Origin of the sequence: Vibrio echinoideorum (genome assembly GCF_024347455.1) — a bacterium.
GTDB classification, from domain to species: domain Bacteria; phylum Pseudomonadota; class Gammaproteobacteria; order Enterobacterales; family Vibrionaceae; genus Vibrio; species Vibrio echinoideorum.
This window is the reverse complement of sequence record NZ_AP025483.1, coordinates 521,521-534,226: the sequence shown is the minus strand read 5'-3', so window position 1 is coordinate 534,226 and position 12,706 is coordinate 521,521. Positions and strand designations below refer to the sequence as shown.

The 12,706-nt window shown below is 44.3% G+C and carries 12 protein-coding genes; 1 reads left to right on the top strand and 11 read right to left on the bottom strand.

Annotated elements, in window-relative coordinates:
* Positions 1-248 precede the first annotated feature (248 nt).
* Complete coding sequence (gene recA, locus OCV36_RS02600) at positions 249-1,286, bottom strand: recombinase RecA (protein ID WP_029225094.1); 1,038 nt, start codon at positions 1,284-1,286, stop codon at positions 249-251.
* A 138-nt stretch (positions 1,287-1,424) separates the two neighbouring features.
* Positions 1,425-1,919 (bottom strand): nicotinamide-nucleotide amidase, encoded by a 495-nt coding sequence (gene pncC, locus OCV36_RS02595; protein WP_135457188.1) that lies wholly within the window; start codon positions 1,917-1,919, stop codon positions 1,425-1,427.
* 124 nt (positions 1,920-2,043) lie between these two features.
* On the opposite strand from pncC, the gene mutS reads away from it, so the two are divergent.
* A complete protein-coding gene (gene mutS / locus OCV36_RS02590) occupies positions 2,044-4,605 on the top strand; it encodes a DNA mismatch repair protein MutS (protein ID WP_017075369.1) in 2,562 nt (853 codons plus the stop codon).
* Positions 4,606-4,748: 143 nt separating this feature from the next.
* Here mutS and rpoS read toward each other — a convergent pair whose 3' ends face one another.
* From rpoS to eno, 9 genes are all read right to left on the bottom strand, one after another.
* Positions 4,749-5,729, bottom strand: coding sequence for an RNA polymerase sigma factor RpoS (gene rpoS / locus OCV36_RS02585; protein ID WP_029225096.1), 981 nt, complete (start codon positions 5,727-5,729; stop codon positions 4,749-4,751).
* Positions 5,730-5,827: 98 nt separating this feature from the next.
* The gene (gene nlpD / locus OCV36_RS02580) at positions 5,828-6,742 is read right to left on the bottom strand and encodes a murein hydrolase activator NlpD (protein ID WP_029225097.1); all 915 of its coding nucleotides are present in this window, start codon (positions 6,740-6,742) and stop codon (positions 5,828-5,830) included.
* 35 nt (positions 6,743-6,777) lie between these two features.
* Positions 6,778-7,404, bottom strand: a complete 627-nt coding sequence (locus OCV36_RS02575) for a protein-L-isoaspartate(D-aspartate) O-methyltransferase (RefSeq protein ID WP_017075372.1) — start codon at positions 7,402-7,404, stop codon at positions 6,778-6,780.
* Positions 7,405-8,148: a 5'/3'-nucleotidase SurE gene (gene surE, locus OCV36_RS02570; protein ID WP_135457190.1), complete on the bottom strand. Its 744-nt coding sequence runs from the start codon at positions 8,146-8,148 to the stop codon at positions 7,405-7,407.
* 76 nt (positions 8,149-8,224) lie between these two features.
* Complete coding sequence (gene truD / locus OCV36_RS02565; protein ID WP_135457192.1) at positions 8,225-9,271, bottom strand: tRNA pseudouridine(13) synthase TruD; 1,047 nt, start codon at positions 9,269-9,271, stop codon at positions 8,225-8,227.
* 22 nt (positions 9,272-9,293) lie between these two features.
* Complete coding sequence (ispF, locus tag OCV36_RS02560) at positions 9,294-9,773, bottom strand: 2-C-methyl-D-erythritol 2,4-cyclodiphosphate synthase (protein WP_135457274.1); 480 nt, start codon at positions 9,771-9,773, stop codon at positions 9,294-9,296.
* A gap of 2 nt (positions 9,774-9,775) precedes the next feature.
* A complete protein-coding gene (ispD, locus tag OCV36_RS02555) occupies positions 9,776-10,477 on the bottom strand; it encodes a 2-C-methyl-D-erythritol 4-phosphate cytidylyltransferase (protein ID WP_135457194.1) in 702 nt (233 codons plus the stop codon).
* On the bottom strand, positions 10,477-10,758 hold the full coding sequence (gene ftsB / locus OCV36_RS02550) for a cell division protein FtsB (protein WP_004735394.1): 282 nt from the start codon (positions 10,756-10,758) through the stop codon (positions 10,477-10,479). The genes ispD and ftsB overlap by 1 nt, the downstream gene beginning before the upstream one ends.
* 587 nt (positions 10,759-11,345) lie before the next feature.
* The gene (eno, locus tag OCV36_RS02545; RefSeq protein ID WP_029225101.1) at positions 11,346-12,644 is read right to left on the bottom strand and encodes a phosphopyruvate hydratase; all 1,299 of its coding nucleotides are present in this window, start codon (positions 12,642-12,644) and stop codon (positions 11,346-11,348) included.
* Positions 12,645-12,706: the final 62 nt, after the last annotated feature.

Genomic DNA, 12,706 nt, shown 5'->3' with positions numbered 1-12,706 from the left:
CTTGTAGAAAAGACACCCTTGGGTAGGATTTTAGTTGGAATTAGATAAAACGAAGAATATTCCACTAGCTCAGATAGGAACAAACAAAAAATTGGCAAGCTACCTCAAACAACCAAATAGATCTAGCAAGGCGCTGCAAGGATGGGGACAGATACTTTGACAAAAAAAGCCCCGCATAAAATATGCGAGGCTTCCTATTCTTTCAAAGCGGATGTTCCTTTCAAACACCCGCTCTATAAACCGTTAGCTTATAGCTCTTCGCTTTCTTCTTTCTCTGCGCCTTTTTCTTCAAGAACGGCAGGAGTCAAAAGCAATTCACGTAGCTTAGTGTCAAGTTCCAGAGCGATCTCTGGGTTTTCACGTAGGTGCTTACAAGAGTTCGACTTACCTTGGCCAATCTTGTCGCCTTTGTAGCTGTACCAAGCGCCCGCTTTTTCTACCAACTTATTCTTAACACCTAAATCGATAAGCTCGCCTTCGCGGTTGAAGCCTTTACCGTAAAGAATTTGAGTCTCAGCTTGCTTAAATGGCGCTGCAATCTTGTTCTTAACAACCTTAATGCGAGTCTCGTTACCAACAACTTCATCACCATCTTTGATCGCACCCGTACGACGGATATCTAAGCGAACAGATGCGTAGAACTTAAGTGCATTACCACCGGTTGTTGTTTCTGGATTACCGAACATCACACCAATTTTCATACGAATTTGGTTAATGAAGATAGCCATACAGTTAGACTGCTTAAGGTTACCTGTCAGTTTACGCATCGCTTGAGAAAGCATACGAGCCTGAAGACCCATGTGGCTATCGCCCATTTCGCCTTCGATCTCAGCTTTAGGTGTTAGTGCAGCAACCGAGTCAATAACAAGAACATCGATAGCACCTGAACGAGCCAGTGCATCACAGATTTCTAGAGCTTGTTCACCGGTATCAGGTTGAGATACAAGCAAAGCATCGATATCAACACCAAGCTTTTGAGCGTAGATAGGATCAAGTGCGTGTTCCGCATCAATGAATGCACACGTTTTGCCCACTTTCTGAGCTGCGGAAATAAGCTCAAGAGTTAGCGTTGTTTTACCTGATGATTCTGGACCGTAAACTTCAACGATACGTCCCATAGGTAAGCCACCAGCACCCAGTGCGATATCTAGAGATAGAGAACCTGTAGAAATAGTTTCTACGTCCATTGTACGGTTATCACCAAGACGCATGATCGAACCTTTACCAAATTGCTTTTCAATCTGACCAAGGGCTGCAGCTAACGCTTTCTGTTTATTATCGTCCATTTCTATCTCCACATAATCGGTTGTCTAACAAGCGATTTAGAATCTATTTCTAACCCACAAAGGGGTGACTAATTGACTTTTATTATACTGTTGATTCATACAGTGTCTATACCTGTATGAAAATAATTTGTACAAATGTTACTTGTCTTCCATTGAGAGGTAATCATAAATAACTTGCAAGGCATGATGCGTGGCTTGTTGACGTACTTGTGATCTATCGCCTGCAAATACATTCGTTTCTACTTTATTCCACCCACTTGACGCCTTCCAAGCAAAACACACAGTACCTACGGGTTTATCTTCAGTGCCACCACCAGGACCAGCGATGCCGCTGATCGAGACAGAAATCGTGCCATTGGAATTCTGTAACGCACCATCGGCCATTTCAATTACCACAGGCTCACTCACAGCACCAAATTTGGCTAAGGTTTCAAGCTGAACTCCGATCATCTCTTGTTTGGCTTCGTTACTGTAAGTCACAAAGGCACGATCAAACCACGCAGAGCTACCTGCAATATCTGTCACAGCACTCGCTACGCCCCCGCCAGTGCAGGATTCAGCCGTTACTAGCATGTGTTGGTGTTTCGCAAGTAAATGTCCAAGCTGCTCACTAAGTTCTTGAGTCGTATGCATTGTCGGCTTCCCTTTATTCACAGTCATATCATTTGGATTTGCATCTTTTCGCATGTGTCGCTTTTCGCACGAAACGCTTTCACGTATCCTAAGCCGCAATAGAAATAAACGAAAGAAGTTAACTGTGAAAGCCGATCAAAAACATACTCCCATGATGCAGCAGTATCTAAAACTCAAAGCAGAAAACCCAGAAATTCTGTTGTTCTACCGCATGGGCGATTTCTATGAGCTTTTCTACGATGACGCTAAAAAAGCCTCTCAACTCCTAGATATTTCACTGACTAAGCGTGGTTCTTCGAATGGCGAGCCAATTCCTATGGCAGGTGTTCCGTACCACGCCGTCGAAGGTTACCTTGCGAAATTAGTGCAGTTGGGAGAATCCGTAGCGATTTGTGAACAGATTGGCAATCCAGCGACTTCAAAAGGCCCCGTTGATCGCGCTGTCGTGAGAATTGTGACACCAGGAACCGTGACAGATGAAGCATTGCTTTCTGAGCGTGTTGATAACCTGATTGCCGCTATTTACCACCATAACGGTAAGTTTGGCTACGCAACACTTGATATAACCTCTGGTCGATTCCAGCTATGTGAGCCTGAAACTGAAGAAGCGATGGCCGCGGAGCTACAAAGGACATCACCACGTGAGTTGTTGTTCCCTGAAGATTTCGAACCTGTAACCTTAATGGCAAGCCGCAATGGTAATCGCCGTCGTCCAGTATGGGAATTTGAATTAGATACAGCGAAACAGCAGCTAAACCAACAATTTGGTACTCGTGACCTCGTTGGCTTTGGCGTTGAGGGCGCGAAACTAGGCCTCTGCGCAGCTGGCTGTCTAATCCAATACGTGAAAGATACGCAACGTACTGCCCTTCCGCACATCCGTTCACTCACAATGGATAAACAAGATCACTCAGTGATCCTTGATGCGGCGACCCGTCGAAATCTAGAGATAACTCAGAACTTATCTGGTGGCACTGACAACACCCTTGCCGAAGTACTTGATCACACTGCAACAGCTATGGGCAGCCGTATGTTGAAGCGTTGGTTACATCAACCAATGCGTAATATCTCAGCACTTGATCAACGCTTAGATGCAATTGGCGAAATGAAAGACTTGTCTCTGTTTACGGAGTTACAGCCAACACTGAAACAGATTGGTGATATCGAACGTATTCTTGCTCGCCTTGCACTTCGTTCAGCTCGCCCTCGTGATATGGCGCGACTTCGCCAAGCAATGGAATACTTACCAGAGTTAGCAGAAACACTTACGCAACTTAAGCATCCTTACCTTACTCAGCTTGCTCAGTATGCATCACCTGTGGATGAAGTTTCAGAACTGCTTGAGCGTGCGATCAAAGAGAATCCACCCGTCGTGATTCGAGACGGTGGCGTGATAGCAGAAGGCTACAACGCTGAACTAGATGAATGGCGCGATCTTGCAGCCGGTGCAACCGAGTTTCTTGATAAGCTAGAGAAAGAAGAGCGTGAACGTCATGGTATCGACACGCTTAAAGTTGGCTACAACAACGTACACGGTTTCTTTATTCAAGTAAGCCGCGGACAAAGCCACCTTGTGCCGCCACACTATGTTCGCCGCCAAACGCTAAAAAATGCTGAGCGTTACATCATTCCAGAACTGAAAGAGCACGAAGACAAAGTTCTCAGCTCTAAATCGAAAGCCCTAGCTATTGAGAAGAAGTTATGGGAAGAGTTGTTTGATTTGTTACTGCCTTATCTAGAGCAACTACAAAACATCGCTTCTTCAGTGTCTCAACTTGATGTTCTACAAAACTTAGCGGAACGTGCAGACACTCTTGATTACTGTCGTCCAACGATGACAGAGTCGGCAGGCGTGCAAATTCAAGCGGGTCGTCACCCCGTTGTTGAGCAAGTGATGGACGAACCTTTCATTGCTAACCCAATTGATCTGAATGACCAACGTAAGATGCTGATCATCACAGGTCCAAACATGGGCGGTAAGTCGACCTACATGCGCCAAACAGCGCTCATCGCATTGATGGCTCATATTGGTTGTTATGTACCAGCAGAAAGCGCAACAATTGGCTCTATCGATCGTATTTTTACTCGTATTGGTGCGTCCGATGATTTGGCGTCTGGTCGCTCAACTTTCATGGTCGAAATGACAGAAACTGCGAATATTCTGCACAATGCGACACCAAATAGTCTTGTGTTGATGGATGAGATCGGCCGCGGCACCAGCACTTATGATGGCCTATCACTGGCTTGGGCAAGTGCTGAATGGCTAGCTAATCAAATCAATGCGATGACACTGTTTGCAACGCACTACTTTGAACTAACTGAATTACCAAACCAAATTCCAACCTTAGCGAACGTACATTTAGATGCGGTTGAACACGGCGATAGCATTGCATTTATGCACGCAGTTCAAGAAGGTGCTGCCAGTAAATCTTACGGCCTCGCGGTAGCTGGATTGGCTGGTGTACCTAAAGCGGTAATCAAAAATGCACGCGCTAAACTAACCCAGTTAGAAGCACTCAGTATCGATTCACCGACGTCAAAGCCAAGCGGCGTTGATATCGCGAACCAACTGAGCCTGATACCTGAACCGAGTGAAGTGGAACAAGCACTAGCGAATGTAGACCCAGATGATTTAACACCTCGCCAAGCATTAGAAGAGCTCTACCGTTTAAAGAAACTGCTTTAGTCTTTTCCAAGTAGCTTCTTTCTGTCGTTTGGCAATGTCGTGTTGATTAGGCGACATAAAATACAAAAGCCACAAACAAAAAAACGCTGACTTAAGTCAGCGTTTTTATTTGTCTTCTATTCAAAGAAACGTCATCAGTTCATTTAGTCGTTTTCTACGTTGAACAGATTTTCCATGTTCAAGCCTTGCTTGATTAGAATCTCACGTAGACGACGAAGACCTTCAACTTGGATTTGACGAACACGTTCACGAGTCAGGCTGATTTCACGGCCCACTTCTTCTAATGTTGACGGTTCATACCCTAGTAGTCCAAATCGACGTGCCAATACCTCTTTCTGCTTAGGATTCAGTTCATCAAGCCAGAAAATCAACGAGTTCTTAATATCATTATCTTGAGTTGAAACCTCAGGATCTGAATTGTTGATGTCTGGAATAATATCCAACAGTGCTTTTTCACCGTCACCACCTATTGGCGTATCGACAGAACTCACTCTTTCGTTTAGACGAAGCATCTTGCTCACATCACCAACAGGTTTATCTAACTTAGAGGCAATCTCTTCAGCTGTTGGTTCATGGTCAAGCTTTTGAGATAGCTCTCTTGCCGTACGTAGGTAGATGTTCAGCTCTTTCACAACATGGATTGGCAAACGGATGGTGCGAGTCTGATTCATTAAAGCACGTTCAATGGTTTGACGAATCCACCATGTCGCGTAAGTTGAAAAGCGGAAGCCACGTTCAGGATCAAACTTCTCTACGGCGCGAATCAAACCTAGGTTGCCTTCTTCAATTAGATCGAGAAGTGCAAGGCCACGATTGCTGTAACGACGAGAAATTTTCACTACCAAACGCAGGTTACTTTCGATCATGCGTTTGCGTGCTGCTTCATCACCGCGTAGAGCTCGACGTGCATAAAGCACTTCTTCTTCAGCGGTAAGTAATGGTGAGAAACCGATTTCACCCAAGTAGAGTTGAGTAGCATCTAAACTTTTAGATGTAACTTCGGTCTCTTCTTTCGTTTCGGTTTTCTTAGTGACAGCTCGTTTTGCTTTTCCAAGTTTTTCCGGTTCCGTGGTTGCTTGGTTAAGATCGAACTCTTGTTTGGTTACTGCATTGCTTATACTCATAACGCCTCCCCCTGGCGAAATTAGCATGACATTTCAACTTCATATGTCGCTAAATGACTATGTCACTCAATACAATACGTTATTAATTCATATTGTATTTAAGGCAAATACCGTTTTGGATTAACTGATTTGCCTTGGTAACGAATCTCAAAGTGCAGCCTAACACTGCTGGCTCCAGAGCTTCCCATTGTTGCAATTTTCTGCCCTGGTTTCACACTTTGCCCTTCAGATACTAATAGTCGGTCGTTGTGCGCGTATGCACTTAAGTAATTATCATTGTGCTTCACAATCACTAGATTGCCGTAGCCTCTTAATGCATTACCCGAATAAACAACCGTTCCCCCTGCAGTCGATACTATTGGCTGACCTCGCTGTCCTGCTATGTCGATGCCTTTATTTCCTTGTTCGCCTACAGAGAAATTCTTAATCACTCTCCCTTTCGTTGGCCATAACCATTTGGATACTTTATCACTTGTTGGTTTGGTGGACGGTGTAACATTCTGTTTACCTTTAGAACCAACATACTCCTTTGATTTGGATTGTTCAACCTTCTTTGGTGGATCTTTTTTAACCACTTTAGTCGTAGTTTGAGCTTGTGCAGATTTAGAGTTTTTACTCTTTTGTGGAGTGGTTTTAGGTTTACTTGCTGTAGATGAAGTTGTGGATGCCGCGACAGGAGCAGCAACGGCTGCTACCGCTACCGTTGATTTACCATACGCTGGTGCGTTGTAACTCGGACGCCATAACTTAAGCTTCTGCCCTGGATGGATAGTGTAAGGAGCAGCAAGCTTGTTATAACTCACAAGATCGTTAACGTCTTTATTCGTTACATAAGCAATAAAATAAAGTGTATCGCCTTTTTTCACTTCGTAGTAACTACCGCGATAGCTGCCACGATCAATCGAGGAATATTTTTTATTTAGGCTTGAAACTGGCGCAGGCGAATTAGCTGCACACCCAATAAGTGCACAGCTAAGCAGTAAAGTACTTACTTTTAACAACTTCGAACGCATCGACTCTCTATCCACCTACACCATTAGTCTTTTTATTAAGCTAGCTCACCAGGAACAAGAGGTACAAATCTCACCATCTCGATAACACTGGATAGGAACTCATCTCCATGGCGAACGATCTTCAATAACTGTTGTTCATCATCACCGACAGGAATTAATAAACGACCGCCATCTTTCAACTGCTGCAAAAGCGCTTGAGGAATCGACTCCGCGGCGGCGGTTACAATAATGGCATCAAAAGGCGCTTTGGACGACCATCCTTGCCAGCCATCACCGTGCTTAGTTGAAATATTATAGAAATCGAGTTGTTTTAGGCGGCGTTTAGCATCCCATTGCAGCGATTTTATTCTTTCAACCGAATAAACATGATCAACCAGTTGAGCCAATACTGCGGTTTGGTAGCCAGAGCCGGTTCCAATTTCCAAAACACGACTACCCTGTTGCAACTCAAGTAACTCTGTCATTTTAGCAACAATATACGGCTGAGATATTGTCTGGCCCTGCCCAATCGGCAGCGCATTATTATCATAGGCTTGATGATACATTGCCTGTGATAAAAAACTCTCTCTTGGCAGTTGGTAAATAGCATCAAGAACCTTTTGGTCCTGAATACCATTTTCAATCAGAAAAGTGACTAAGCGTTCTGCTTGTGGATTACTCACTTACTTCTCTCCTAACCACGTTGCCATCGCACCCAACGACTCATGTGCCGTAAGATCAACTTGTAATGGTGTTACCGATACAAAGCCACGTTCTATCGCACAGAAGTCAGTGCCTTCGCCAGCATCTTGCTCTTTACCCGGAGGGCCAAGCCAATAGATATCATGACCACGAGGGTCTTTTTGCTTAATCATATCTTCAGCATGATGCCGCGCACCTAAGCGTGTCACCTGAGTATCAGACAGTTGTTCCAAGGCTAAATCAGGAACATTAACGTTTAATAGACGATTAGTAGGGATTGGATTTGCTAAATGTTGTTCGACGATACGACGAGCTATAGTCGCCGCTGTCTTAAAATGTTTTTTTCCAACCAGAGAAAACGCCACCGATTGAACACCTAAAAAGTGCCCTTCCATTGCCGCAGCTACCGTACCCGAATAAAGCACGTCATCACCAAGATTTGCACCGTGATTAATGCCCGTTAAAACTAGGTCAGGCATGTCATTTTTTAGAAGTTCATTTAACGCAAAATGTACACAGTCGGTTGGTGTCCCTTGTACCGAATAAGTATTTTTAGCAATCTCTTGAACACGCAGAGGTTGTTCTAAAGTTAATGAATTTGAAGCACCCGAGCGATTACGATCAGGTGCAACAATGATAACTTCAGCAAGATCACATAGTTCATTTGCAAGCTCATGAATACCTTGAGCATGCACACCATCATCGTTGCTGAGTAAAATCTTCATCTTTTATCCTTTCTTTTGTTCCAATTCCAAGTGACTTAAATTCCAATATCAAGTCACTTAGATCCAAGCAGAGTCGTTATTGATCGTAGCTTCTCTCTACGTGTACTTCTTCAACCAGTTCACGAACAATAGCGGTAGCGAAACAACCAGCATCTAAAGAGAACTTGAGAGTCACGTTATCTTCGCTCACTTCCCACGTTAAGCCAGTAGGTTTAAGCGACGCTTCACGGCGGTCATGACGCATACGATTACCGCAAATCAGAGCCATAAGATCAGGTTCAGAATCAAGATGCTTCTGCTCTAAAGCTTGAGGTTCACCCGCTGTTGGCAAAGCATTATCACCAGCTAAAGCGACAGTAACAAATGCAGAGTCGTTCGCAATATCTTGGTTTAACGCTTCAATGTTGTCAGCTGTCACAATAAGTTGAGCACCGTCTTTAAACACGATGTCACCAACCAATGCTGATGCAAAAACACCTTGTTCAATACGGTCTGAAAGGATCAGGTTGTAAATCCACGAGCGTGCTGAAGAAAGATACAAGCTACGCTTATTTTGGTTACGAGTACGTACATTCTCTCGGCCCCAACGGCGAGCCTCAGTAAGGTTATTACCTTCATTACCAAAACGCTGAGCACCGAAGTAATTTGGCACACCTACTTGAGCGACTTTTTCTAAACGTTTTACCACATCATCGCAATCTGTTACTTCAGACAAGGTCAGCTCAAATTGGTTGCCAACTAAATCACCTGGACGTAATTTTTTGTTATGACGTGCAGTCGCTAAAATATCAATGCTTGGGTACTGTGCTAAGAAAGCTGAAAAGTCAGGTTCACCTTTAGGTAAGTGCACACTCAACCACTGTTCTGTAACAGCGTGACGGTCTTTCAAACCCGCCCAGCTCACGTCTTTCGACTTAACACCGCATGCTTTAGCCAGTTCGTTTGCAACGAAACTCGTATTTTCACCCGTTTTACGAATACGAACCATTAGGTGTTCGCCTTCACCAGTGAACTCAAAACCCAAGTCTTCATTAACGACAAAGTGTTCGGCTTTTGCTTTTAGTTTTGCTTTCGCAGTTGGTTTACCGTTTAGGTAAACCAATGAAGATAAAATATCTGACATGCTGTTCTTTTCGTGTTGGTGCTTACGCACTTTTGGTAATTAGGACCACCGCTTCACACGCGATGCCCTCTTTGCGACCTGTAAAACCTAAACGCTCGGTAGTCGTCGCTTTTACATTCACATTACTAATGCTAGTTTCTAAATCTTGTGCAATAGCTTGGCACATAGAGTCTATATGAGGTGCCATTTTAGGAGCTTGCGCCATGATAGTAATATCAGCATTACCGATCTCATAACCTTGCTCTTTGACTCGACGATATACATCTTTAAGCAGTTCACGGCTATCCGCACCTTTCCACTCATCATCAGTATCGGGGAAATGACGACCAATATCACCCGCAGCAATAGCACCTAGCAAAGCGTCACACAACGCATGAAGGGCGACATCTCCGTCTGAATGTGCCATAAGCCCTTGCTCGTAAGGAATGCTCACGCCACCAATAATTACTGGGCCTTCACCGCCAAACTTATGCACATCAAAGCCATGACCAATACGAATCATCATTATTCCTTATTCTGACTTAAATAAAACTCAGCCAAAGCTAAATCTTCAGGCTGAGTAATCTTAAAATTATCTGAACGCCCAGCAATCAATGCTGGTGATAAACCCTTCCACTCAAATGCAGAGGCCTCATCGGTAATCGAAACGCCTTGTTGCAAGGCTTCACTCAAGACTTTCCTTAAAGGCTTAGATCGAAACATCTGAGGGGTAAGCGCATGCCAAAGATCGACACGATCGACCGTGTGTTCAATTTGTCCTTGCACACCACGTTTCATTGTATCGCGAACCGGCGCAGCTAAAATCGCGCCCACATCATGGGTCATGGCCCCAGAGATCAGTTTGTCGATATCGCTCAGCTGGATACAAGGCCTAGCGGCATCATGCACCATCACCCAGTCACTGAGTTGCTGTTGAGCAATATAATCCAGAGCAGAAAGCACCGAATCGGCTCTTTCCGTTCCGCCTGAAACTCTGATCACCTGCGGGTTAAGGTTAAGCGGTAATTCAGGGTAGTAAGGATCATCGTCGCTGACCGCTACCACAACTTTAGACACCTGAGGGTGAGACAACAGTTTTTCAACGGTGTGCTCTAAAATCGTTTTACCGTGAATCTGAAGATATTGTTTGGGACGGTCTGCCTTCATTCGGCTGCCGACGCCCGCAGCGGGGACCACTGCAATAATGCTTTGAAGTTGGTTCGACATTAATGAGATTCCTCACCAATAATACGATAAAACGTTTCGCCTTCTTTCACCATTCCCAGCTCATGACGTGCGCGCTCTTCAATCGCGTCTAAGCCTTGGCGTAGATCGTCGATTTCCGCAAACATCTCAGCATTACGAAGATGAAGCTTTTCATTTACTTGCTGCTGAACTTGGATTTCATTGTTCACACCGTAGTAATCAGAAATACCATTTTTACCGAGCCACAGTGTGTGTTGTAGCCAGCCAAACACTATGAGCAGTACTAAAGCAAAAATTCGCATAACACCTTTCGCCGGTTGAAAAAGAAGGAACTAGAATAAGGCACATATATACCATAATGCGCTTATTGGTGCGAGATATGTGGTGTCAGGGAATCAATAAGTCGAAGAATTATTCGGCAGAATAGTGGGTTGTAAGAATGAGATTCCCACGAACCTCCTCCGTAAAACTAAAAGAATGATAGAACAATCGAAGATAGAGCACTTATCCGCTCGGCTGTTATATCGTCATTCTCAAGAAGGAGGAACGACTGAGTTGGGCATCTATAACGACAAACGTTAATAAGGGATTCCCTACTCCTTCTTTCGTCAGCCAGGGGAATCACGAATTTCAGGCAAAAAAACGCCCTACCGGAGTAGAGCGTTTTTCAAAAGCTTAAGTTAACAATTCGCTAGGCTTTAAGTCTTGAAGAAAGTGCTGAAGAAAGTGCTGACCTTTAACTTCCTTGAGACCGCTTTTGTTGTAAAAGGAGGAACTTTAGAACCTAGAGCTTCTTTCCCTCAGTTTTCTACAGACAAAAAAATGCCCCGCATTAGCGAGGCATTCAAAGCTTAGATTAACAATTCCTTTGGTTTAAAAACCAGAGAGATTATTGACCTTTAACTTCTTTAAGACCGTTGAAAGGAGCTTTAGAACCTAGAGCTTCTTCGATACGGATTAGTTGGTTGTACTTAGCAACACGGTCAGAACGGCTCATAGAACCAGTTTTGATTTGACCTGCAGCTGTACCTACCGCTAGATCAGCGATAGTTGCATCTTCAGTTTCGCCAGAACGGTGAGAGATTACTGCAGTGTAGCCAGCGTCTTTAGCCATCTTGATAGCAGCTAGAGTCTCTGTTAGAGAACCGATTTGGTTGAACTTGATAAGGATAGAGTTAGCTACGCCTTTCTCGATACCTTCAGCAAGAATCTTAGTGTTTGTAACGAATAGATCGTCACCAACGATTTGAAGCTTGTCGCCTAGAAGTTCAGTTTGGTGCTTGAAGCCATCCCAATCTGACTCGTCAAGACCGTCTTCGATAGAAACGATTGGGAAGTTGTTCGCTAGGTCAGCTAGGTAGTGGTTGAACTCTTCAGAAGTGAAAGTTTTACCTTCGCCCTTCATGTTGTAGATACCAGCTTCTTTGTCGAAGAACTCAGATGCAGCACAGTCCATAGCAAGAGTAACGTCTTTACCTAGTTCGTAACCAGCAGCTGCAACAGCTTCTGCGATAACTTCTAGAGCTTCAGCGTTAGACTTAAGGTTAGGAGCGAAACCACCTTCATCACCAACTGCAGTGCTGTAGCCTTTAGACTTAAGTACTTTAGCTAGGTTGTGGAATACTTCAGCGCCGATACGTAGACCTTCTTTAAGAGTTTTAGCGCCAACTGGTTGGATCATGAACTCTTGGATGTCAACGTTGTTATCAGCGTGCTCGCCACCGTTGATGATGTTCATCATTGGTAGAGGCATAGAGAACTGACCAGCAGTACCGTTTAGCTCAGCAATGTGCTCGTATAGAGGCATGCCTTTCGCAGCAGCAGCAGCTTTTGCGTTAGCTAGAGAAACAGCAAGGATAGCGTTAGCGCCAAACTTAGACTTGTTCTCAGTACCGTCTAGATCAAGCATAACTTGGTCAACGTCAGCTTGTGCTTTAGCGTCAGAACCAATTAGAGCTTCAGCGATTGGGCCGTTTACAGCTTCAATAGCTTTAAGAACACCTTTACCTAGGAAACGTGATTTGTCGCCGTCACGTAGCTCAAGAGCTTCGCGAGAACCAGTAGATGCGCCAGATGGAGCAGCAGCCATACCTACGAAACCGCCTTCTAGGTGTACTTCAGCTTCTACAGTTGGGTTACCACGTGAATCGATGATTTCACGACCTAGAACTTTAACGATCTTAGACATTGAATGTTTCCTTCTCGTTGAATATATAAATGTCAAATTTAAAAGGTAGCAGCACAACTTAC

What these genes read in the sequence shown, in the direction of transcription:
- recA (WP_029225094.1), bottom strand. Translation starts at nt 1,286, where the DNA reads ATGGACGATAATAAACAGAAAGCGTTAGCTGCAGCCCTTGGTCAGATT.
- pncC (WP_135457188.1), bottom strand. Translation starts at nt 1,919, where the DNA reads ATGCATACGACTCAAGAACTTAGTGAGCAGCTTGGACATTTACTTGCG.
- rpoS (WP_029225096.1), bottom strand. Translation starts at nt 5,729, where the DNA reads ATGAGTATAAGCAATGCAGTAACCAAACAAGAGTTCGATCTTAACCAA.
- nlpD (WP_029225097.1), bottom strand. Translation starts at nt 6,742, where the DNA reads ATGCGTTCGAAGTTGTTAAAAGTAAGTACTTTACTGCTTAGCTGTGCA.
- surE (WP_135457190.1), bottom strand. Translation starts at nt 8,148, where the DNA reads ATGAAGATTTTACTCAGCAACGATGATGGTGTGCATGCTCAAGGTATT.
- truD (WP_135457192.1), bottom strand. Translation starts at nt 9,271, where the DNA reads ATGTCAGATATTTTATCTTCATTGGTTTACCTAAACGGTAAACCAACT.
- ispF (WP_135457274.1), bottom strand. Translation starts at nt 9,773, where the DNA reads ATGATTCGTATTGGTCATGGCTTTGATGTGCATAAGTTTGGCGGTGAA.
- ispD (WP_135457194.1), bottom strand. Translation starts at nt 10,477, where the DNA reads ATGTCGAACCAACTTCAAAGCATTATTGCAGTGGTCCCCGCTGCGGGC.
- ftsB (WP_004735394.1), bottom strand. Translation starts at nt 10,758, where the DNA reads ATGCGAATTTTTGCTTTAGTACTGCTCATAGTGTTTGGCTGGCTACAA.
- eno (WP_029225101.1), bottom strand. Translation starts at nt 12,644, where the DNA reads ATGTCTAAGATCGTTAAAGTTCTAGGTCGTGAAATCATCGATTCACGT.